This is a genomic window from Micromonospora sp. DH14 (assembly GCF_029809455.1).
GTDB lineage: Bacteria > Actinomycetota > Actinomycetes > Mycobacteriales > Micromonosporaceae > Micromonospora > Micromonospora parva.
Genome location: NZ_JARVKT010000017.1, coordinates 47,592 through 69,092, shown reverse-complemented (window position 1 = coordinate 69,092; position 21,501 = coordinate 47,592). Strand labels below are relative to the sequence as shown.

Below are 21,501 nucleotides of genomic sequence, written 5' to 3'. Positions count from 1 at the left end.
TGCCGCAGGCCCGGGCCGTTCACGGGCGCGCGGTGTGCCTCCAGCGCAGCACGCCGGCCAGCCCGAGCAGGAACACCAGCGTCCCCGCTCCGGCCACCAGCGGCCACGTCCGCCCACCCGCGCCGCCGACCTGCCCGGCGGCCGGACGGACCGCCGTGGGCGACACCGGGCCGACGGACTCCGTGGCGGGAGTGGCGGTGGCCGTGGTGGCGGTGGCCGGGTAGCGCAGGATCGTCGGGCGGCTGGCGGGTTGGCCGGCGGACTCGGAGACGGTGAGCAACGACCGGCCGTCGCGACTGTAGGTGATCGATTCCCCCTGGGGCTCGTCCGGCAGCGGGGTGATCCGCGCGGTGCCGGTGGTCAACGCGCGGACCACGTCGCCGTCGGGCACGTCGTACTCGAAGGCGTCGGCGTAGCTGCGCAGCGCCACCCGCCGTCCGTCCGGGGCGGACGCGGCGCCGGTGACCACCCCGCGACCCAGGAAGGAGAACGGGTTGCTGGTGGTGGTTGTCGGCAGTGTCACCTGGCCCAGCGCGGTCAACGGCGTCGTCGCGTCCGCCCGCAGCGCGGTGGTCGGCGCGTACAGGAAGACGGTGCCACTGCCACCCTTGGTGATGATCAGCGGCCGACCGGACGCGTCGAGCAGCAGCGCCTCGGCGTCGTGCGGACGGTCCGGGTAGGTCATCCGGTGCAGCACCGGTTGCTCCGCCCCCGGCGCGAGTCGCCACACCCCGACCGTCGGCCGGGACCGGTCGTTGTCGCCGATGTCGGCGACCCAGACGGTGCCGTCCCGGCCGATGGCCAGGTCCTCCGTGTCCCGGGGTCGGGACGGGAAGGAGACGGTTCGCCGCACCGCGCACCGCTCGTCGAGGAAGAAGATCCGGCGGCGCGCCTCGTCGTCGGCCCCGTCGTTGATCACCACGTACCCGTCGTCGGTGGCGACCATCCCGGAGATCTCGCGGAGCCGGTTGTCCCGCACCTCGCAGACCGGCGTGCCCGCCGCCGCGCCCGCCGAGGCGGTGCCCGGCACCAGCGCCACCGCCGGCGGCAGCACGCCGGCGAGCAACACGGTCAGCACCGCCAGCGCGCGAGCACGCCGCCCCCAGGTCAACCGTCCGCGTACCCGCATCGCCCACCCTCCTCGTCGCGGCCGTGAACGGCCACCCGCCCATCCTGGCCGATCCCGGCCACCGGCGGCGGTCATCCGGGGGACGCGCCCGGACCCTGGTCGATGTACTGTCGCTGCGCCCGATTCTGCAGCCGGAGGATGTCCATGACCGTGCGGACACCAGGCCGGCCGACCGGTTCGGGCGACGGCTGCTGCGCCTCGGCCGCCCGGCACGGTGCTCGGCGCGGTGGCCGGCTGGATGGTCTTCGGCTGGGTCAGCCGGCGCACCGAGGGGCGTCGACGCCGGGGCGCGGTGAAGGCCTGGCACCCGTACTGGGAGTGGTTGGGCCAGCCGACCGCCTCGCTGCTCTTCCTGGTCGGCGCCGGGTGCGTGCTGTTGGCGTTGGGGCTGGCTGCCGGAGCCCGTTCCGGATTGCCCAACTCTTGAGCGGCATGGCGGCCTGAGTGCGGCGCTGGTGGGTAGGCAGCGGCCCGGCGGCATGTCGACACCCGCCGGGTGGGAGGCTCCGATGAGCACGTACCGGGATGAACAGGGCGGCACGATCCCTCCTCCGGAGGCGGATGCCCTTGAGCAACGACAGGACGCGTTCGACGTCGGGCCGCCGGACCGGGTGTCGGGTGACGTGGACCCGGAGGCGGCCGAGGCCGACCTGGCCGAGCAGGGCGCCTTCCCGGCGGGCACGCTCGAGGACGTGACCTCGCTGCCGGCCGACGCCAACCCGGCGGACGCCCTCGAACAGCGTCAGGAGATCCCGGCCCGCGACGAGGGGCGTCGCACCTGAGCCACGCCCGCCCCGCCACCACACGGGCCCAGCCGACCTGGTCTTCAACGGGTGATGCCTGTGGGTCATAAAGATGACTCACAGGCATCACGCTCGTGGGGAGTCGAACCCAGGCGGCCCGCCGGCTCAGCCGGCAGCGCCGACCCGCCGGCTCAGCCGGCAGCCACCTGCCGGAGGAGGAACGCGTTGAGCGCGACCACCAGCACCGCCACCAGGGACGCGGCGGCGGTGGTGAGCGGGTGGTTGACCAGGTTGCCCATCGGGTGAGCGCGGAGTGCACGTAGATGACGTGCGGCATCACTGTCGCGCCGAGGATGCCGGCGGCCAGCAGCACGTGTCCGTGCCCTGCAGGCGCGGCACCAGACCGAACGCGGCAGTGCCGATGATGATCCCGCCGGGTAGCAGGGGGATGCCGAACAGCAGGTACAGGGCCACCGCCTCACCGATCACCTCGGCCAGGTCGGTGGCCATGGCGACCAGCTCGGCCCGCACCCACATCATCCGGTTCACCGGCCGGGGCAGGCGTTCCCGGCACAGCTCGGGCAGGCTGCGCCCGGTGGCCAGACCCAGCTTCGCGGTGAGGGTCTGCACCAGCATCGCCATCAGGTTGGCCACCACCACGACCCAGACCAGCAGGTAGCCGTAGCGGGCACCAGCGGCGGAGTTGGTGGCGAAGTTGCCCGGATCGACGTAGGCGACGGCGGCGACGAACGCCGGGCCGAGCAGGATCAGCCGGCCGCGTACCCGGCCCCGGGCGCGAGCGGCCTGTAGTGGGGTCGTCCTCGACGTCGTCAGTTCGTTGGTGACCATCGAACCCCTCCCCGTCCACGCGGATCGCTGCCGGTCCCTTCCCGTCGGGCTGGCCCGTCGGTGCCAACCGCTGGCCTGCCGGTGCCACCTGGGCCGGCCCGGCACCCGCGAGCCGACAAGTGCCGCGCGGGGGTGAACGGGCCGGGGTGGGCTTGACAGCTCACCGGGCAACGATGAAGCTGTCTATTAGTCCTACTGTCGTAGGACAACAGGAAGGATCATCGCGAGTGATCGAGTTCGTACTGGACAGCCGGTCGAAGGTGAACACCTACATGCAGCTCGTGCAGCAGGTGAAACAGGCGCTGCGGGTCGGCCTGCTGACGCCGGGAGACCAGTTGCCGAAGGTCCGGGACGTCGCGCAATCCCTGGCGATCAACCCGAACACGGTGCTGAAGGCGTACCGGGAGTTGGAGATCGAGGGTCTGGTCGGCGGCCGGCCCGGGGTGGGCACCTTCGTCCAACGCACCCTGGCCGGGGCGTCCCTGCCCAATCAGGCCGAGTTGCGCGACGACCTGGTCGCCTGGCTGCACCGGGCGCAGGCCGCCGGCCTCACGGCCGAGGACGTCATCGCCCTGGTGGAGACGACGCTGCGCGCCACCCTCGCCGACGACGCCCCGCAGAAGGAGCCCGCGTGAACGCAACGAAAGGACAAGGGATGGACATGGTCTTGGAAGCAGACCGGCTCGGCAAGCGGTACGGCAGCACCTGGGCGCTGCGGGACTGCTCACTGCATCTGCCGGCCGGACGGATCGCCGCGCTGGTCGGGCCCAACGGCGCGGGCAAGAGCACGCTGTTGCACCTGGCCGTCGGGCTGCTCAAGCCCACCGAGGGCACGATCCGGGTGTTCGGCCGGTCTCCCTACGGCGACACGGAAGGGCTGGCCGACATCGGCTTCGTCGCCCAGGACACCCCGCTGTACCGGGACTTCACGGCGTCCGAGTTGGTCACCGCCGGCGGCAAGCTGAACAAGCGGTGGGACGCGGGGTTGGCCCGCAAGCGGCTGGCCCAGCTCGGCATACCGCCGGACAAGCCGGTCGGCAAGCTCTCCGGCGGGCAACGGGCCCAGGTCGCGCTCGCCCTGGCACTGGCCAAGCAGCCGCGGCTGCTGCTGCTCGACGAACCGGTCGCCAGCCTCGACCCACTGGCCCGACGGGAGTTCCTCCAGTCGTTGATGGGCAGCGTCGCGGAGTCAGGCACCACCGTCCTGCTCTCCTCACACCTGCTGGCCGACCTGGAACGCGTCTGCGACTACCTGATCGTGCTCAACGCCTCCCAGGTGCAGCTCACCGGCGCGGTCGACGACCTGGTCGCCGAGCACCGGCAACTGGTCGGCCCCCGCCACGACGGCGGCGTTATCGGGGGCGTCACCGCCGTGATCCGGGCCAGTCACACCGACCGGCAGTCCACCCTGCTGGTCCGCACCGACGGGCCGGTCACCGATCCGGCCTGGACGATCCGCGAGGTCAGCCTGGAGGACGTCGTGTTGGCCCACCTGGCCGACGGCACCACGCAGACCAGTCACAGCGAGTGGGGGGTGGCAGCATGATCTGGTTGACCTGGCGGCAACACCGCAAGCAGGCGTTCTACACAGTGCTGGGGCTCGCGGCGCTGGCCGCTCTGCTGGTGCCGATCGGGCTGTCGATGCGGCACACCTTCGCCGACCTCGGGCTGACGGACTGCGTCCGCCAGCTCGCGGACCCCGACGTGGCGATGGCGACCCGGGAGACCTGCGACGCCGGCTTCCGCCGCTTCGGAAACCAGTACAGCGGCCTCAACCTGGTGGCCGTGCTGCTGATCGCCCTGCCGGCACTGGTCGGCCTCTTCTGGGGCGCGCCACTGGTCGCCCGCGAGGTGGAGCACGGCACGCACCGGTTCGTCTGGACCCAGGGCGTCGGCCGGACCCGCTGGGCCCTGGTGAAGTTCGGGCTGGTGGGCGGGACCGCGCTGGTCCTCGCGGCGATCTACGGGCTGGGCATGTCGTGGTGGGTCGACCCGCTCACCCAGGTCGCGGACGAGGGCCGGCTCGGCATGATCGTCTTCGACCTGCAGGGCATCGTCCCGATCGGCTACACCCTCTTCGCCGTCGCGCTCGGCGTCTTCGCCGGCACCGTGTGGAAGCGGATGCTGCCCGCCATGGGCATCACGCTCGCCGGTTTCATCGGCGTACGGGCGGCGGTGGAGATGCTGGCCCGGTCGCACTACCAGGCCGCCCGCACCAAGACCTTCCCGATCGAGACGGAAGGGCCACCGGAGATGAACCGAGGGAACTGGATCCTCACCCAGGGCGTCCGGAACCCCGACGGGACGATGATCGCGGAGGGCACCCAGATCCAGTGCCCGCCGGGCGGAAAGGGGCCGACCGGTCGGGTCTGCGGGGCCGAGTTGGGCCTCGAACCGGGCGCGTACAACTGGCAGCTGTACCAGCCGGCGGACCGGTTCTGGCTGTTCCAGGGCATCGAGACGGGCATCTTCGTCGCCCTGGCCCTGCTCCTGCTCTATCTCGCCGTCCGCCGGGTCCGCGGGATCGCCTAGCCGGTTGACGGGTGCTCGTCGGGGCGGCGGGGGCCTCGGCGATCACCCGTCAGCGGGGAAACTCCACGGTCAGCGACAGCCAGGACGCGAGGTCGCGCACCTCGTCGTGCACGGCGGTGGTCACGTCGGGGGTGAAGGGCACATCCTCGTGGATGGCGTGCACGGTGAGGGTGCCGCGCCGACGCTCGGCCGTGGCGTCCAGCTTTCCGACGAGCCGGTCGCCGTGCAGGATCGGCAACGCGAAGTAGCCCCACCGCCGACCCGCCCTGGGTTTGTACATCTCCAGCACGTAGTCGTAAGCGAAGAGGTCCGAGAGGCGGACCCGGTCGTGCACCAACCTGTCGAACGGCGACAACAGCGCCGTACGCCCGGTGAAGGGCTGCCCGAGCGCGGCCGGGTCCACCCGCCACCGGCCCGCGACTCCCTCGATCACCGCTGGCTCGCCGGCGTCACCGACCTCGGCCGGCTCGCCGGGCACCACCACCGCCTTCTCGCGGGCGATGCCCAGCGCCCGCAGCCGCCGCTCGTTGCGAAGCCGGCGTGCCTGCTCCAGCTCGACGACGGGCACGCCGGCCGGGTAGACCCGCTCCGCCACGTCCCAGAGCCGCTGTCGGCCCTGGCGGCCGGCGATCGCGACCTCGCCGCGCAGGACCAGGAACTCCAGCATCTGGGTGACGTTGCGGTTGTTGGTCCAGCCGGACGACGGCCACGGCACGACGCTCGTGTCCGGGATGTCGCGGGACAGCAGCGGACCGGAGCGGCCGAGCAGGTCGAGCACGTCGCGCCGGAACGAGTCGTTGGCGCGCAGCCACTCGCGGTGGCGCTCGTGGCCGGGCGCCGCCGCCATCGCGGCGAGGAAGAGCCCCAGGTCGTCCATCGGACGCACCATCGCCTGGTGTTCGAACAGCGTCCGGTCCCGTTCGAGGGCGTCGCGCAACTGCGTCGGCTGGTACGACGAGCCGAGCCGGCTCCAGCAGACGAGGTCGGCGCTGGGGGCGACGGCGGCCGTCGGGTCGAGCTGCACCAGGGTCAGCTGACGGACCACTGTGATGAGGTCGCTCGGGCGCGGGGCGGCCAGCAGTTGGGCCCGGATGGCGATCCGCCGCGCCTGGGCCCGATCGAGTCGGTGCACGTCCACGCCGGCGAGCCTAACGGCGCTCACCGACATCGACCGGGCCCAGCGAGTCGGATTCCTCGGCGGCTCGCGCTCAGTCGGCCAGCCGCCGGTACCGGAGAACCGAGAGTGGCAGGAAGACCGCCACCAGGACGAGCGGCCAGAGCACCGCCAGCCACGGGTAGTGCTGCGCCGCCCAGGAGTCACCGCCCCAACCGGGGTTGCCGAACAGTTCGCGGGTGGCGCCGACGGTCGCCGACAGCGGGTTCCACGCGGCCACCGCACCGAGCCAGGCGGGCATGGTGGACGGGGCCACGAACGCGTTGGAGAGGAAGCCGAGCGGAAACTCCAGGGTCTGCACGGCCACCACGGCCGTCTGCCCACGGGTGACCAGCCCGAGGAAGATGCCGACCCAGATCAGGGCGAAGCGCAGCAGCAGGATCAACCCCACCGCCGCCAGGGTGGCCGCGGCCCCGCCGTGCGCCCGCCACCCGATTGCCAGACCGGTCAGCAGCAGGACTCCGAGGGTGACCAGCGCGAACAGCATGTCGGCGACCGCCCGGGCCGCCAGCGGCGCCAGCGGGGAAACGGGCATCGATCGGAGCCGGTCGGTCACGCCGCGCTCCAGGTCCTCCGCGACGGCCATCGTGGTGAGGCTGATGCCGAAGACCATGGTCATCACGAACATGCCGGGCATCAGGAACTCCCGGTAGCTGCCGCCGCCGGGCACCTGCAACGCGCCGCCGAACAGGTAGGCGAACATCAGCACGATCAGGATGTTGAAGCCGAGCGAGGCGATCAGCGGGCCGGGGTCGCGTCGCCACCGGGCCAGGTTGCGCCAGATCAGGGTGCCGCTGTCGGCCAGGAGGGTGGGACGGCCGGGCGTCAGGTCCACCGCCGGCGCCCGCATGCTCACCGCGCTCATGCCACCACCTCGGCGGTCGGTGCCCGGTCTCCGGTGAGGTGCAGGAACACGTCGTCCAGGGTCGGTCGGCGCAGCGCGACGTCCGCCACCGCGATGTTCACGGCGTCGAGCGCCCGCAACACGTCGACGAGCGCACCGGCCCGGTGACCGACCCGGACGCTCACCATCCGCCGGTCCACGTCGACGGTCGGTTCGTCGTCGACCGCCCGGCGGACCTCGGCGACGGCGACGGCGAGGTCGGTCGGCGCCGCGACGACCACCTCGATCCGGTCGCCGCCGAGCCGGGTCTTCAGATCGTCCGGCGTACCCTCGGCGATCACCCGGCCGGCCTCGAGCACCGAGATCCGGTCGGCGAGTTGGTCGGCCTCGTCCAGGTGCTGGGTGGTGAGCAGCACCGTGGTGCCGGTTCGCACCAACTCCCGGACCGACTCCCACACCTCGTTGCGCCCGCGCGGGTCCAGCCCGGTGGTGGGCTCGTCGAGGAAGAGGACCGCGGGGGCCAGGATCATGCCGGCCGCCAGGTCGAGCCGTCGGCGCATCCCTCCCGAGTACGTGCTGACCGGCTGCTCGGCGGCGTCGGCGAGACCGAAGCGTTCCAGCAGCTCGACCGCCCGCTGCCGGGCCCGCCGGCGACCGAGGTGGAACAGCCGGCCGAAGAGCACCAGGTTCTGCCGACCGCTGAGCGCCTCGTCGAGCGCGGGATGCTGCCCCACCAGACCGATGCGGTAGCGCACCTGGTCGGGCTGGCGTGTCACGTCGAACCCGGCGACCTCGGCACGACCCTCGTCCAGCCGCAGCAGGGTGGACAGGATCCGTACCGAGGTGGTCTTGCCGGCGCCGTTCGGGCCGAGCAGGCCGCACACCGTTCCCTGCGGCACCCGCAGGTCGAAGCCGTCCAGCGCGTACCGGTCCCGGTATCGCTTGCGCAGCCCCTGGGCCGCTATCGCGTCGCCTCTTGTCGTCACAGCGCTCCCTCACGACGTTGCCAACGCCACTACCGTACAACATACGGTAGTCCGTACGGGAGTGCTGGACGCGTCGAAGCCCACAGCACAGCGAGAGAGGTGAGAAGCGGGAGCCCGCCGGAGCCGGCGGGCAGTTCGCGGCTAGCCGGGCTCGTTGGTCCCGACCTGGCCCGCGACGCCGACGTTCAGCGGGTCGGCCAGGAGTTTGTCGAACGCCAACTCGGCGGCACCGATCAGGACCGCGTCGCGCCCGAGTGCCGCCGCGCGCAACCGCAGGTGCTCACGGGAGGCCGGTAGTGGCATGGTGTCCAGGCGGTCCCGGACCACGTCCGCCCCGGCGGTGAAGATGTCGCGCAGCGCGCCGCCGAACACCACGAGGTCCGGGTTGACCACGTTGACCAGGTTGGCCACGCCGAAGCCGAGCCAGTCGGCCACCTGCTCGACCGCCGCGCGGGCGGTCGGGTCGCCGTCCGCCGCCGCGCGCAGCACCTCGGCCACCGCCGCGCGATCGCTCGGGTCACGGCCCGCGTGGCGCAACAGCGCGGCTTCGGAGATCTCGGTTTCCCAGCAGCCGCGTGAACCGCAGCCGCAGGGCAGGCCGTTGGGGTTGACGACCATGTGGCCGACCTTGCCACTGTGACCGCGGTGGCCGACCACCAGTCGGCCACCGATGATGATGCCGGCGCTGATGCCCAGGTCGCCGTGCAGGTAGATGACGTCGTCGACGCCGACCGCGACGCCGCGCACGTGCTCGGCCAGGCCGGCGATGTCGGCCAGGTCGCCGGCCACGAAACCGGGGCCGGCGCTGAACTCCGCCCCCAGCGCGACGCCGAGCGTCTCGTCCATGCTGGCGATCCGAATCCTGCCGTCCGGGCCGCGGGTGGTGTCGGTGACCCCGGCGGCGCCGCCGACCAGCAGCGCGTCGCCCACCACGGCGCGTTCCATGTCCCGGACCAGGTCCGCGAGAGGTCCGACGGCGTCGATCGCCGACATGCCGCTGGGTCGAGGGAGCTCCCGCCGATCGAGGATCTGCCCACCGAGGCCGACCCGGGCGGCACGCAGCCGGTCGGCGTCGACACTCAACGCGTGGGCGTAGACCCGGTCGGAGCGGGGACTGACCACCAGCGAGGGACGGCCGGCGCGGCGGGTGGTGGCCGGCGCCTCCTCGGTGACCAGGCCGCTGGTGACCAGGTCGGCCGCGAGGGCGCCGATGGTGCTTCGGTTGAGCCCGAGCCGGCTGGTCAGCTCGGCGCGGGACGTCGGTCCGTGCAGGTGGACGTAGCGCAGGACAGCGCCGAGGTTCTGCCGCCGGATCTCCTCCTGGCTGGCGCCGGGCAGCGACGGCAGCGGGGATTCAGCGTTACGGCCGACGCCGGCTGGCCTGGACCGTACTGGTGCCGCCACGGTCAGACCTCCTTCCGGATCGATGCCGGCTGGTGCGGGGGCGCAGAGACGACGATGGGTCCCGGAAGAGGAGACCCGGGACCCATCGGCGTTGCTACCTACCGTGCGGTGATTACTTGGTGAGCGGCGCGAGCTTCGGGTCGTTGGCGTACGCCTCAGCCGCGTTCGCCTTGGTGACGGCGACCGGCGGGAGCAGGAACGTGTCGACGACCTTGCTGCCGTTGTTGTAGGACTTGGTGTCGTTCACCTGCGGGGCGTTACCGGCCTGGAGAGCCTTGACCATGTTGATGGTCTCCTTCACCAGGTTGCGGGTGTCCTTGTTGATCGTCATGTACTGCTCGCCCTTGACGATCGACTTGACCGACTCGACCTCGGAGTCCTGACCGGTGACCACCGGGACCGGCTTGCCAGCGCCCTTGACCGAGGTCAGGATGGCGCGGGCCAGGGTGTCGTTCGGGGAGAGGACGCCGTCCAGCTCCTTGTTGCCGTAGGTCGAGGTCAGCAGCTGGTCCATGCGGGCCTGCGCACCCTCGGCCTTCCAGCCCTGGATGGCGGTCTGCTTGACGTCCTTCTGACCCGAGGCGACGACGACGTTGCCCTTGTCGATCTCCGGCTTGAGCACGTCCATCGCGCCGTTGAAGAAGACACCGGCGTTGTTGTCGTCCGGCGAGCCGGAGAACAGCTCGATGTTGTACGGGCCGTTCGGCTTCTTGGCCTTCATGCCGTCCAGCAGGGCCTGGCCCTGGAGCTGGCCGACCTTGAAGTTGTCGAACGCGACGTAGTAGTCGAGGTCCGGCGTGTTGGTGATGAGGCGGTCGTACGCGATCACCTTGGCACCGGCGGCGTGCGCCGCGGCGACCTGGGTCGACAGCTGCGCGGCGTCGGTCGCGCCGATGACGATGACCTTGGCGCCCTTGGTGGTCATGGCGGTGATCTGGGCCTGCTGGTCGGCGACCGTGGTCGACGCGCCCGCGTACTGCACGTCAGCCTGGAAACCGGCCTCCTTCAGGCCGTTGGTGAACAGGTCACCGGCGAGGACCCAGTTCTCCGAGGTCTTGGCCGGGAGGGCCACGCCGATCAGCGAGTTCGCTGCGAAGCCCTTGGCGGCCTCGCCGTTGGAACCACTGTCGCCGTCGCGGCCGGAGCCGCAGCCCGCGAGGGCCAGCATGGCGGCGGCGCTGACCGCGACCACCGACGTGCCGAAGAATTTACGCATGGTGAGGACTTGCCTTTCTGGATGTGAGACGGGTGGAGAGGTCGGTGGCCGTCAGCCGGACACCGCTGCCTTGGCGGGCTCGCGCTCCGCGTCCGGCGGTGAGGCGGGTGGGGCGGAGTCGTCGCGGCGGAACGGCCGCATCAGGCTCCCGATGATGGAGAAGCGCCCCTGGCTCTTGTTGTAGACGTCGATGGCGACGGCCAGCAGCAGGACCAGACCCTTGATGATCTGGACCCGGTCGGTGCCGACGCCCATCAGCTGCAGGCCGTTGTTGAGCACTGCCATGACGAGACCGCCGACGATCGAACCGCTGATGGTGCCGATACCACCGGAGACGGCAGCACCACCGATGAAGACCGCGGCGATGGCGTCCAGCTCCCAGCCGTTGCCGTCCTGCGGTCCGGAGGCCGCCGAACGGGCCACGAAGATCATGCCGGCCAGCGCGGCCAGGACGGACATGTTCATCATGACGAAGAAGTTGACCCGCTTGAGCTTCACGCCGGACAGCTCGGCCGCCCGGGAGTTGCCGCCCACCGCGTAGATGTGCCGGCCACCGGCCGTGTTGCGGGTGTAGAAGGAGTACGCGATCACGAGGAGCACCAGGATGATGCCGGAGATCGGGAAGCTGGTGCCGACGCGACCACTGGCGAAGCGCAGCGCCGCGAAGGCGATCACCCCGACCATGACGGCCATCCGCAGGATCGAGATCCACATGGGTGCCAGGTCGGCGTCCATCGCCCGACGGGTCTTGCGGGCCTGGAGCTCCCGCCACACCACGGCTACCGCCGCGGCCAGCCCGAGCAGCAGCGTCGCGTTGTTGTAGCCGGTGTTCGGGCCGAACTCGGGCAGGAAGCCCGAGCCGATCTCCCGGAAGCCCTCCGGCACCGGGATCGTGTTGGCGTTACCGATGAACTGGTTGCCACCACGGAACAGCAGCATGCCGGCCAGGGTCACGATGAACGCCGGCACCCCGATGTACGCCACCCAGAAGCCCTGCCAGGCGCCGATGATCGCGCCGATGGCGAGGCCGAACAGGATGGCGACGGGCCAGGGCAGCGACCACTCGGCCATCGACTTGGCGACCAGGATGCCCGCGAAGGCGGCGACCGAGCCGACCGAGAGGTCGATGTGCCCGGCCACGATCACCATGAGCATGCCGATGGCCAGAATCAGGATGTACGAGTTCTGCTGGAACAGCGCGATCAGGTTGTCCGATCGCAGCGTCAGACCGTCCGTCAGGATCTGGAACAGGACGACGATCGCCACCAGGGTGAAGATCATGCCGAACTGACGGGCGTTGGAGGTCGTGCCTCCGAACAGGTTCTTCTGAAGGTCCTTGATACGGCTCATCGGGTGGCCAACTTCTTCGTTGAGGTCATCTGCTTCATGAGGGTCTCCGGGGTCGCGTCCGCCCGGGCGATCTCGCCCGTGATGGCGCCCTCGAACACGGTGTAGATGCGGTCGCAGAGCCCGATCAGCTCAGGCAGCTCCGAGGAGATGACGACGACGCCCTTCCCCTGGTCGGCGAGCCGCTGGATGATGCCGTAGATCTCGTACTTGGCGCCCACGTCGATGCCGCGGGTCGGCTCGTCGAGGATCAGCAGGTCCGGATCGGTGAACATCCACTTGGCCAGGACGACCTTCTGCTGGTTGCCACCGGAGAGCTTGGAGACGCCCTCGTCGACCGTCGGGGCCTTGGTCCGCAACTCCTTGCGGTACGCCTCGGCCGCCTGGTACTCCTCGACCTCGTTCAGGACACCGTGGTGCGAGATCTTGGACAGCTTGGCCGCCACCGTCGACGTCTTGATGTCGTCGAGCAGGTTGAGGCCGATCGCCTTGCGGTCCTCGCTGACGTACGCGAGCCCGTTGTCGATGGCGTCCGCCACCGACTTCAGCACGATCTCCTTGCCGTCCTTGATGATGGTGCCCGACTCGTACACCCCGTAGGAGCGGCCGAAGACACTCATCGCGAGTTCGGTGCGGCCCGCGCCCATCAGACCGGCGAAGCCGACGATCTCGCCGCGGCGCACCACGAAGCTCTCGTTCTTGCAGACCTGCCGGTCTGCGGAGATCGGGTGCCGGACGTTCCAGTCGCGCACCTCGAAGAAGACCTCACCGATCTTCGGGGTGTGGTCCGGGAACCGGCTGCTCAGCTCGCGACCGACCATGCCCCGCACGATCCGGTCCTCGTCGACCCCGTCCGCCTTGACGTCGAGGGTCTCCACGGTCCGGCCGTCGCGCAGGATGGTGATCTGGTCCGCGATCGCCTCGATCTCGTTCAGCTTGTGCGAGATCATGATCGAGGTGATGCCGCGGGAGCGGAAGCCGCGCAGCAGGTCCAGCAGGTGCCGGGAGTCGGCCTCGTTCAGCGCCGCCGTCGGCTCGTCGAGGATGAGCAGCTTCACGTCCTTGGCGAACGCCTTGGCGATCTCGACGAGCTGCTGCTTGCCGACGCCGATGTCCTTGACCAGAGTGTCCGGGTCTTCTTCCAGACCGACCCGGGCCATCAGGTCCAGCGCCATGCGGTTCGCGGCCTTCCAGTCGATGGCGCCCCGCTTGCGCGGTTCGTTGCCGAGGAAGATGTTCTCGGCGATCGACATCCCCGGAATGAGCGCGAGCTCCTGGTGGATGATCACGATGCCGGCGTTCTCGCTGGACCGGATGTCGGAGAACTTGCTCTCCGACCCCTGGTAGACGATCTTGCCGTCGTAGCTGCCGTGTGGGTAGACCCCGCTGAGCACCTTCATCAGGGTGGACTTGCCCGCACCGTTCTCGCCGCAGATGGCATGGATCTCGCCGGCGCGAACCACCAGGTTGACGTCGGAGAGGGCCTTGACTCCGGGGAACTCCTTGGTGATGGAGCGCATCTCAAGGAGGATCGGCACGTCGCTCATAGCTCGTACCACCTCGCCAACGTCATCGGTTGCCTCCGGAAGGTTGAACCTTCACTTGGTTTTGTTGTTGACGGCAACGTATTGCGGCCGGAGGGCCATCCGCAAGGCGAGAGACTGTTGAAAAAGTAACAATCCGGCAATATAGACGTAGCACAGTATTCGCCCGTCACAGCCACCTCAGCAGCCCCTCCGGGCACCTTCGCCTGTCGGTGGCAACGTTGTCAAATGGAGCGCGACGGCGCTATCGACTCCCGCCACCTTCCCCGGGCCCGCCACCAGGCACGATCCCGCCACGCGCCCGAACAGGGCAGCGGGCCACGCGCTCGCCAGCATTGAATGATCTTGATCGAGCCGCGACGCGATCGACGCCCCCCGGACGGCACGACAGCCGTCAGCCGCCGGTGTGACCCACGCCTCTACGCACGGGGCGAATCGACGATGATCGTCCCGTCAGGCCCCCGACCAGGAAGCGGACTGCTCCCCAACGTCCCTTAAGGGCGAATCGGGGCGGTCCATCGCGGCCGGCCCGCCGGTCAGGACGGGCGCAGCACGGCCTTGATCACCCCGTCTTCCCGGCGATCGAAGCGCCGGTACAACTCCGGGGCGTCGGCGAGGGTGCCGTGCTGGGTGACGATCATGCTGGGCCGTGCTCGACCGGCGACGACCAGGTCGCGCAGCAGTGTGGTGTACCGGCGGTCGTGGGTACGACCGAACCGGACCGCGACCCCCTTGGCGAACAGCGCTCCCCACGGCGCGACCAGGTTCTCCTGGTCGTCAGCGCCGGGGGCGGGGTGCGGGTCCCGGTCCGGGTAGACGCCGGCCACCGCGATCGCACCGGCGGCGTTGACCAGCCGGGCGGCGTCGGTGATGACCTGGTTCGGACGCTCCCGGTCCGGGTGCTCCCGGTCACGTGCCTGGAACCCGACCGCGTCGATGACCTTGTCGACCCCACGCAGCTTCTCCTCGCCGAGCGGCAACCCGGCCCGGGCCCGATCGGCGCGGATCTGCTCGACCGGGTCACCCCGGCGGAAGTCGACAGGCACCGCGCCGACCTCGCCGGCCTTGTCGAGGCGGGCGTCGACGCCGTCGACGGAGTACACCACCCGGGCGCCGCGCAGCAGTGCCGAGTAGGCGCCGAGCAGACCGATGGTGCCGGCGCCGAAGACCGCCACGGTGTCACCCGGCTCGACCTCGGCGAGGGTGGCGGCGGCGTGCCAGCCGGTGACGAACGCGTCGGCGAGCAGCACGAAGTCGTCCTCGTAGGCGTCCCCCGGCTCGCCGGGCAGCGGCACGCAGTTGGCGTCGGCCCACGGCACGCGCAGCAGGTCGGCCTGCGCACCCCGGTACGGACCCATCCCCGCGTACCCGTACGCCGCGCCCGGCCCCTCGGCCCGGGCCCGCAGACAGGCCGCCGACAGCCCTCGGGCGCACATCACGCACGTTCCGCAGAACAGGTGCGTGGGGATCACCACCCGGGTGCCCGGCCGCACGGTCTGCACCGCCGTGCCCACCTCCTGCACGACACCCAACGGTTCGTGACCGAGCACCAGACCCGGCTCGGCGCTGGTTCGGCCGTCGTACATGTGCAGGTCGGTGCCGCACAGGGCGGTGGAGGTGATCCGCACCAGCGCGTCGGTCTGCGCCTCCAGTGTCGCGTCGGGCACCTCGCGCACCTCGACCGTCCGGACGTCGGCGTACACGACGGCTCTCATCACGGGTCTCCTGTTCGGCGCTGGGCCCGGCGGTCTTCCCCCGGCTGCGCCGTTCATGCCGGGCCGGCCCCACGCGGCGCGCCGCCGGTGCTATCTTAGGAGCCCTAAGTTTCCGCTTAACGAGACAAAGGTTCGGTATGCCACGGCAGGGTCTGACCAGCGCGCGCGTCTCGGCCGCCGCAGCCGAGCTGGCGGACGCGGTCGGCCTGTCCCGGTTGACCGTCGCGGCCGTCGCCCGGCACTTCGAGGTCTCCGACGCCGCCCTGTACGTCCACGTCCGCAGCCGCGACGCGCTGATCGAGCACGTCGCGGTGCGTGCGGCGGCCACGTTCGCCGACGCGCTCGCGCTCGCGGTGGCGGGGCGGGCCGGCCACCAGGCCCTCATCGGGTTCGCCGACGCCTGGCGCGCCTTCGCCGTGACACACCCGGGGCAGTACGCGGCGACCCAGCTTCATCTGCCGCCCGAGGTCGGCACCCGGTCGGCGGGGCACCTGCGCCTGATCGAGCTGAGCTACGCGATGCTGCGCGGGTACGGACTCGACGAACCGGCACTGACCGACGCGATGCGGTTCGTCCGCAGCACCTTCCACGGCTTCACCAGCCTCGAAACGGTCGACGGTTTCGGGCATCCGCGCAGCGTCGACGCCTCGTGGCAGTCGATCCTCGACGCGGTGCACAGCACGTTGAGCAACTGGCCGACCAAGACCCGGGAGCAGCAGTGAACAGCCACGACGAGTCGATCGAGTCGACCGACGGGACCCGCCTGGTGGTACGACGCTTGGGCGTCGGGGATCCCGTCGTCCTGGTGCACGGCTCGGGTGGCGGGCTGCACTCCTGGGCCGCCGTCGCGGAGCACCTCGCCCACCACCACGCGGTGTGGCTGCCGGCCCGGCGCGGCTACGGTCCCAGTGACGTCCCGGCCGGCACCAAGTCCTTCCGGGACGAGACCGCCGACCTGATCGCCGTCATCGAGTCGGCCCGCCGATCCTCGGACCGGCCGGTCCATCTCGTCGGCGCGTCCTACGGAGCGACGGCGGCGCTGCACACCGCCCTGGCCGATCCGCGCCACGTCCGCTCGCTGGCCGTCTTCGAGCCGCCGCTCTTCGCGGCCGGTGCGGAGATCACGCCGCCGCTCGACCGGTACCGTGCCGCCTTCGAGCGCGACGACGCCGCCACGATGGCCGCGGCCCTGAACGACGTCACCCGGGTTCCGGCCGAGGTCGTCGCCGCGATCACCGCCAGCGCGGGCGACCGGGTGCCCGACCCGGTCGAGGCGCGCCGCTCGGCGGTCGGCTGGCTGCACGACCTGGAGGCTCTCACACAGGACAGCACGGACATCAGCCGGTGGTCCTCGATCGCCGTACCGACTCTCCTCATGGCCGGCGCGGACACCTGGGAGCCGATGCCCACCACGATGGCCACCCTCGCGGCGACGATCCCGGCGGCCCGATACCTCGTCTGGCCCGGTCAGTCGCACTTCGTGACGATGACGGCGCCCACCCTGGTCGCCGACGCGCTGCGGCGGTTCTTCGCCGAGGCCCCACCGCTCTGACAACACCCGCCCGAACGGCGGCGGCCGGTGGTGCACCGGCCGCCGCCACGGACCCGCCGTTGGGTGATCCGCTCTCGGGGTCGGAGTCAGTGACCGGCGTTCTGGCCGCCGTCGACGTGCAGGATCTCGCCGGTGACGAAGGGTGCGGACTCCAGGTAGAGGACGGCGTCGACCACATCGCTGGTCTCGCCCATCCGGCCGACCGGGTGCAGGCCCGCGAGCGTCTGGTGCGTCTCGACCGGATGCATCGGGGTCTTGATGATGCCGGGCGCGACGGCGTTGACCCGTACGCCGCGGTTCGCGTACTCGATGGCCAGCGACTTGGTGGCCGAGCTGAGGCCGCCCTTGGTCAGGGACGCCAGCGCCGACGGGACGTTCGAGTTGGGCTGGTCGACGAAGCTGGTGGTGATGCTGACGATGTGCCCGGAGCCGCCGGCCAGCAGGTGCGGCAGCACGCGTCGGGTGAGCCGGTGATCACCACGACCTTGTGTTCCCGACTGCTGTTCATGAGGAACCTTCCAACTAGACGACTGGTCTACTAGAAGCTAGCCGACCGGTCGTGTATCGTCGAGGCATGGGTCGGACCAGTGACGCGAAGAACAAGATCCTCGCCGCGGCCGCCGCGCTGATCGAGCAGCGTGGCTACACCGCGCTCGGCGTGGCCGAGATCTGCGCGGCGGCCGGTGTGCCGAAGGGCAGCTTCTACTACTTCTTCGAGTCCAAGCAGGTGCTCGCCCTGGCCGTCATCGACGAGCACTGGGTCACCCAGCGCCGCCAGTGGGAGCAGTTGCTCGGCAGTGACCGCGACCCACTGCGGCGACTCCGGGACCTGTTCGAGGCCACCGAGGAGGTCCAGCGCGTCGGCCAGCAGAAAGCCGGCGTGGTCGCGGGCTGCCTGTTCGGCAACCTCGCCCTCGAACTCAGCAACCAGGCCGAGGAGATCCGCGGCCGGCTCCAGGAGATCTTCGAGGAGCAGATCAGCCTCATCGAGCACGTCGTCGTCGAGGCGCAGCAGCGCGGCCTGGCCGGTCCGGCGGTCGACAGCCGGGAGGCGGCCCGATCGATCGTCGCGCAGATCGAGGGGCGGGTCCTCCTCGCGAAGCTGCTCAACGACCCGACCCAGCTCGAGACGCTGTGGCGCAACTGCCTGGATCTCCTGCAGGTGCCGGCGCAGGCGCGGACCACCATCGGCCGACCGGACAACGGTCACTGACCGTCCACTCCGGGCAACACTGCGCGGCCACTCAGTAGCATCGACGAGTCACGATTTTCACGCGGACTCCCGGACCGGATCGAGCACTCGCCATGACCACCGAGCAGACCACGTCTCCCCCGCGAGCCGGTGTCGGCATCGCCGCTCAGGGGCTGGGCCAGAGCGTGCGAGGCGGCCGCCAGATCCTGGCCGACATCTCCCTGAGCATCGCGCCGGGCGAGCTGGTCGCGATCGTCGGCGCCAGTGGCGCCGGAAAGACCACCCTGCTGGAGATCCTCGCCGGGGTGCGGCACCCGACAGCGGGCACCGTGACGTACGACGGCACCGCCGCGACCGGCGCCATCGGGGTGGTGCCGCAGGACGACATCATCCACCGCGAGCTGCCGGTGGCCCGCACCCTGCGCTACGCCGCCCGACTGCGCCTGCCCTCCGCCACCGAGCCGGAGGAGATCAGTGACCGGGTCGCACAGGTGCTCGCCGAGCTGCGACTCACCGAGCGGGCTGGCACGCCGGTCGGCCTGCTCAGCGGCGGTGAACGCAAGCGCGCCAGCATCGCCGTCGAGTTGCTCACCCGACCCGGCGTGTTCTTCCTGGACGAACCCACCTCCGGACTGGACCCGGCGATCGCCGTGGAGCTGCTCCGGGTGCTCCGCGCGCTGGCCGACACGGGAGCCACTGTCGTGCTGACCACTCACCAGGTCACCGACGTGGACCACTGCGACCGGGTCGTCGTGGTGACCCGTCAGGGCCGGCTGGCCTTCACCGGCACCCCGGCCGCCGCCCGGGAGTTCTTCGGCCTGCGGTCCCTCGTCGAGCTGCACCTCCGACTCGACGACACCACCCGGCCCGCCGAGTGGCCCGACCGCTTCGCCGAACAGCGCGACGCCAACCAGCCGGCCCGCAGCACCGCCGACCAGCCGGCCCGGAGCACCGCCGACAACGGCGTCGCCGTGCCGCCGCCCCGGCGCGCCGGCCGGCTGCGCCAGTGGGCGGTCCTCACCGCGCGCAACGCGGAGATCGTCGCCCGCAACCGGCTGACGCTGGCGATCCTGCTCGGCTCCCCGCTGATGGTGCTCGGCATGTTCGCGCTGCTGTTCAAGCCGGGGGCGTTCGAGCCGAGCAGTCCCAGCCCGACGGTGACCGTGATGATCCTGTTCTGGATCGCGTTCGGCGGCTTCTTCTTCGGGCTGACCTACGGGCTCCTCCAGATCTGCACCGAGCTGCCGATCCTGCGCCGGGAGCGGCTGGCCGGTGTCCGTCTGGTCCCGTACCTGTTGGCGAAGGTCGCGGTGCTGCTGCCGCTGCTGGCCCTGGTGGACCTGGCGCTGCTCGGGGTGCTGCGCGGCATGGACCGGCTCCCGCCGGTCGGCGGCGCCGACTTCGCCGCCCTGTACGCGACCCTGCTGCTCTCCTCGGCGGCGGCGCTCGCCCTCGGCCTGCTGTGCTCGGCGGCCGTGTCCGACGCGGCGCAGGCGACGCTCATGCTGCCGATGCTCTGCTTCCCGCAGGTACTCTTCGTCGGCGCGATCCTGCCGGTGCCGGCCATGGCTGTCGGCGGTCAGTGGCTCAGCTACGCGATGTCGAACCGGTGGGCGTTCGAGGGCCTGGGGCACACCGCCGGGGTGGAGCGGCTCTGGCGCGACGGCGGCTCCCCGCTCGGCCCGCCGCTGCTGGCCACGTACGGCGACAGCTTCTCCCGACCGGTGTGGGTCGACTGGCTGGTGCTCGGCGGCTTCGTGCTGCTCTTCCTGGGCGCGGCCTGGGCGGTGCTGGTCCGGAGGGACTTCCGTCGTGCGTAGTGAGCCGGTCCCGAACACCTCCCCCACCGCGCTGCCGGGGTACGCCGCCACCGGCCGGATCGACGAGCTGCGCGCCACCGAGTACCGACACCTGGACACCGACGGGCGGGTGTACCTCGACTACGCCGGGGCCGGGGTGACGGCCCAGGCCCAGGTGCGCGCCCACCACGATCGACTGCTCGCCGGCCTGTACAGCAACCCGCACTCGGAGAACCCGACCAGCGCGGCGGCCGGCTCGCTGGTGGAGTCGGCGCGACGCGCGGTGCTCGGCTTCTTCCGCGCCGACCCGGCCGAGTACGCGGTCGTCTTCACCCCGAACGCCAGCGGCGCCTGCCGGCTGGTCGGCGAGGCGTACGACTTCGGCCGGACCGCGCCACTGGTGCTGACCTGGGACAATCACAACTCGGTCAACGGCATCCGCGAGTACGCCCGGTCGGCCCGCGGGTCCGTGCGTTACGTGCCGCTGGACGGGCCGGAGCTACGGGTCGCCGAGTCGGACCTGGTCGCGACGCTCGACGCCGGCCGGGGCCGCCTGGCCCGTCGGTCCGGTCGGCGCGGGCTGTTCGCCTATCCGGCGCAGAGCAACTTCTCCGGCGTGCAGCACCCGCTGGGCTGGGTGGAGCTGGCCCACCAGCGGGGCTACGACGTGCTGCTCGACGCTGCCGCCTTCGCGCCGACGAACCGGCTGGACCTCAGCGTCGTCCGGCCGGACTTCGTGTGCCTGAGCTGGTACAAGCTCTTCGGCTACCCGACCGGCGTCGGCGCGTTGCTGGCCCGCCGTTCGGCGCTGGCCCGGTTGCGGCGGCCGTGGTTCGCCGGCGGCACGATCCGGGCGGTGAGTGTGCAGGGTGACTGGCACCGGCCGATGGACGACGAGTCGGCGTTCGAGGACGGCACGCTCAACTTCCTGAGCATCCCGGACGTGGAGTTCGGCCTGCGCTGGCTCGACTCGATCGGCGTGGACCTCATCCACTCCCGGGTCGGCCTGCTCACCGCCTGGCTGCTGGAGCGGCTGGCCACCCTGCGGCACGACACGGGCGGGCCGCTGGTTGAGGTGTACGGGCCGACGACGGGTGCGGGGCGCGGTGGCACTGTGACGTTCAACCTGCGCCACCCGGACGGCACGGTGGTCGACGAACGGCTCGTGGCGCGGGAGGCGGCAGCTGCCGGCTTCTCCCTGCGTACCGGTTGTTTCTGCAATCCCGGCGCGGGCGAGGGCGCGTTCGGGATCAGCCGGGCCGCGACGCGGCAGCGGCTGTTGGCGGGGGTCGACACGATCGACCAGTACCTCGCGGCGCTGCGGCTGCCGACGGGCGGCGCGGTCCGCGTCTCGTTCGGACTGGCGTCCACGGCGACCGACGCGGAACGCTTCGTCGCCTTCGTCCAGTCGACCTACCTCAACCGTGGGGCCGGTGCCGAGTCACCACTGCCCCCTCGGCTGCGCTGTTGACCTG

The 21,501-nt window shown here is 71.1% G+C and carries 19 protein-coding genes and 2 pseudogenes; 10 read left to right on the top strand and 11 right to left on the bottom strand.

From position 1 onward, the window contains the following. Positions 1 to 19: 19 nt before the first annotated feature. Positions 20 to 1,129: a hypothetical protein gene (locus QCZ28_RS21735; RefSeq protein WP_279518414.1), complete on the bottom strand. Its 1,110-nt coding sequence runs from the start codon at positions 1,127 to 1,129 to the stop codon at positions 20 to 22. A 226-nt stretch (positions 1,130 to 1,355) separates the two neighbouring features. Between QCZ28_RS21735 and QCZ28_RS21730 the strand changes: the two genes are divergently transcribed. Both QCZ28_RS21730 and QCZ28_RS21725 read left to right on the top strand, forming a co-directional pair. Then, on the top strand, positions 1,356 to 1,556 hold the full coding sequence (locus QCZ28_RS21730; RefSeq protein ID WP_279518415.1) for a hypothetical protein: 201 nt from the start codon (positions 1,356 to 1,358) through the stop codon (positions 1,554 to 1,556). Positions 1,557 to 1,638: 82 nt separating this feature from the next. Then, the gene (locus tag QCZ28_RS21725) at positions 1,639 to 1,911 is read left to right on the top strand and encodes a hypothetical protein (protein ID WP_279518413.1); all 273 of its coding nucleotides are present in this window, start codon (positions 1,639 to 1,641) and stop codon (positions 1,909 to 1,911) included. A gap of 259 nt (positions 1,912 to 2,170) precedes the next feature. On the opposite strand, the pseudogene QCZ28_RS21720 reads toward QCZ28_RS21725, so the two are convergent. Further along, positions 2,171 to 2,721, bottom strand: a pseudogene (locus QCZ28_RS21720) (Nramp family divalent metal transporter); the annotation flags it as partial. A 227-nt stretch (positions 2,722 to 2,948) separates the two neighbouring features. On the opposite strand from QCZ28_RS21720, the gene QCZ28_RS21715 reads away from it, so the two are divergent. From QCZ28_RS21715 to QCZ28_RS21705, 3 genes are read left to right on the top strand one after another with little or no spacing between them, the layout of a single operon-like run. Then, positions 2,949 to 3,356 carry a GntR family transcriptional regulator gene (locus QCZ28_RS21715; RefSeq protein WP_030335957.1) on the top strand — a complete coding sequence of 136 codons (408 nt, stop codon included), beginning with the start codon at positions 2,949 to 2,951 and terminating at the stop codon, positions 3,354 to 3,356. Between the two features lie 20 nt (positions 3,357 to 3,376). After that, positions 3,377 to 4,267 (top strand): ABC transporter ATP-binding protein, encoded by an 891-nt coding sequence (locus QCZ28_RS21710; protein WP_279518364.1) that lies wholly within the window; start codon positions 3,377 to 3,379, stop codon positions 4,265 to 4,267. Beyond that, the gene (locus tag QCZ28_RS21705; RefSeq protein WP_279518363.1) at positions 4,264 to 5,253 is read left to right on the top strand and encodes a transporter; all 990 of its coding nucleotides are present in this window, start codon (positions 4,264 to 4,266) and stop codon (positions 5,251 to 5,253) included. Before QCZ28_RS21710 ends, QCZ28_RS21705 begins: the two co-directional genes overlap by 4 nt. Before the next feature lie 49 nt (positions 5,254 to 5,302). Here the strand turns inward: QCZ28_RS21705 and QCZ28_RS21700 are convergent, their stop codons facing one another. The 8 genes from QCZ28_RS21700 to QCZ28_RS21665 all read right to left on the bottom strand — a co-directional run bounded on the left by QCZ28_RS21700 (position 5,303) and on the right by QCZ28_RS21665 (position 15,483). Then, positions 5,303 to 6,391: a crosslink repair DNA glycosylase YcaQ family protein gene (locus QCZ28_RS21700; protein WP_279518362.1), complete on the bottom strand. Its 1,089-nt coding sequence runs from the start codon at positions 6,389 to 6,391 to the stop codon at positions 5,303 to 5,305. Between the two features lie 70 nt (positions 6,392 to 6,461). Next, positions 6,462 to 7,292 carry an ABC transporter permease gene (locus QCZ28_RS21695; protein ID WP_279518361.1) on the bottom strand — a complete coding sequence of 277 codons (831 nt, stop codon included), beginning with the start codon at positions 7,290 to 7,292 and terminating at the stop codon, positions 6,462 to 6,464. Then, positions 7,289 to 8,257 (bottom strand): ATP-binding cassette domain-containing protein, encoded by a 969-nt coding sequence (locus QCZ28_RS21690; RefSeq protein ID WP_279518360.1) that lies wholly within the window; start codon positions 8,255 to 8,257, stop codon positions 7,289 to 7,291. The genes QCZ28_RS21695 and QCZ28_RS21690 overlap by 4 nt, the downstream gene beginning before the upstream one ends. Before the next feature lie 141 nt (positions 8,258 to 8,398). Beyond that, a complete protein-coding gene (locus QCZ28_RS21685) occupies positions 8,399 to 9,604 on the bottom strand; it encodes an ROK family transcriptional regulator (RefSeq protein ID WP_279518412.1) in 1,206 nt (401 codons plus the stop codon). Between the two features lie 169 nt (positions 9,605 to 9,773). After that, positions 9,774 to 10,877 (bottom strand): sugar-binding protein, encoded by a 1,104-nt coding sequence (locus QCZ28_RS21680; RefSeq protein ID WP_279518359.1) that lies wholly within the window; start codon positions 10,875 to 10,877, stop codon positions 9,774 to 9,776. A 51-nt stretch (positions 10,878 to 10,928) separates the two neighbouring features. Further along, positions 10,929 to 12,227: a multiple monosaccharide ABC transporter permease gene (gene mmsB / locus QCZ28_RS21675; protein ID WP_279518358.1), complete on the bottom strand. Its 1,299-nt coding sequence runs from the start codon at positions 12,225 to 12,227 to the stop codon at positions 10,929 to 10,931. After that, a complete protein-coding gene (gene mmsA / locus QCZ28_RS21670) occupies positions 12,224 to 13,771 on the bottom strand; it encodes a multiple monosaccharide ABC transporter ATP-binding protein (protein WP_279518357.1) in 1,548 nt (515 codons plus the stop codon). The genes mmsB and mmsA overlap by 4 nt, the downstream gene beginning before the upstream one ends. Before the next feature lie 533 nt (positions 13,772 to 14,304). Then, positions 14,305 to 15,483, bottom strand: coding sequence for an alcohol dehydrogenase catalytic domain-containing protein (locus tag QCZ28_RS21665; protein ID WP_279518356.1), 1,179 nt, complete (start codon positions 15,481 to 15,483; stop codon positions 14,305 to 14,307). Positions 15,484 to 15,620: 137 nt separating this feature from the next. Here QCZ28_RS21665 and QCZ28_RS21660 point away from each other — a divergent pair, with 137 nt between their 5' ends. Both QCZ28_RS21660 and QCZ28_RS21655 read left to right on the top strand, forming a co-directional pair. Next, positions 15,621 to 16,205 (top strand): TetR/AcrR family transcriptional regulator, encoded by a 585-nt coding sequence (locus QCZ28_RS21660; RefSeq protein WP_279518355.1) that lies wholly within the window; start codon positions 15,621 to 15,623, stop codon positions 16,203 to 16,205. Then, complete coding sequence (locus QCZ28_RS21655; protein ID WP_279518354.1) at positions 16,202 to 17,035, top strand: alpha/beta fold hydrolase; 834 nt, start codon at positions 16,202 to 16,204, stop codon at positions 17,033 to 17,035. The genes QCZ28_RS21660 and QCZ28_RS21655 overlap by 4 nt, the downstream gene beginning before the upstream one ends. Positions 17,036 to 17,121: 86 nt before the next feature. Here the strand turns inward: QCZ28_RS21655 and QCZ28_RS21650 are convergent. Beyond that, positions 17,122 to 17,505: pseudogene (locus QCZ28_RS21650) on the bottom strand (SDR family oxidoreductase); the annotation flags it as partial. 104 nt (positions 17,506 to 17,609) lie between these two features. Here QCZ28_RS21650 and QCZ28_RS21645 point away from each other — a divergent pair. The 3 genes from QCZ28_RS21645 to QCZ28_RS21635 all read left to right on the top strand — a co-directional run bounded on the left by QCZ28_RS21645 (position 17,610) and on the right by QCZ28_RS21635 (position 21,497). Continuing rightward, the gene (locus tag QCZ28_RS21645; RefSeq protein ID WP_279518353.1) at positions 17,610 to 18,248 is read left to right on the top strand and encodes a TetR/AcrR family transcriptional regulator; all 639 of its coding nucleotides are present in this window, start codon (positions 17,610 to 17,612) and stop codon (positions 18,246 to 18,248) included. Positions 18,249 to 18,340: 92 nt separating this feature from the next. Continuing rightward, a complete protein-coding gene (locus QCZ28_RS21640; RefSeq protein WP_279518352.1) occupies positions 18,341 to 20,047 on the top strand; it encodes an ATP-binding cassette domain-containing protein in 1,707 nt (568 codons plus the stop codon). After that, positions 20,040 to 21,497 (top strand): aminotransferase class V-fold PLP-dependent enzyme, encoded by a 1,458-nt coding sequence (locus QCZ28_RS21635; RefSeq protein ID WP_279518351.1) that lies wholly within the window; start codon positions 20,040 to 20,042, stop codon positions 21,495 to 21,497. Before QCZ28_RS21640 ends, QCZ28_RS21635 begins: the two co-directional genes overlap by 8 nt. Positions 21,498 to 21,501 lie beyond the last annotated feature (4 nt).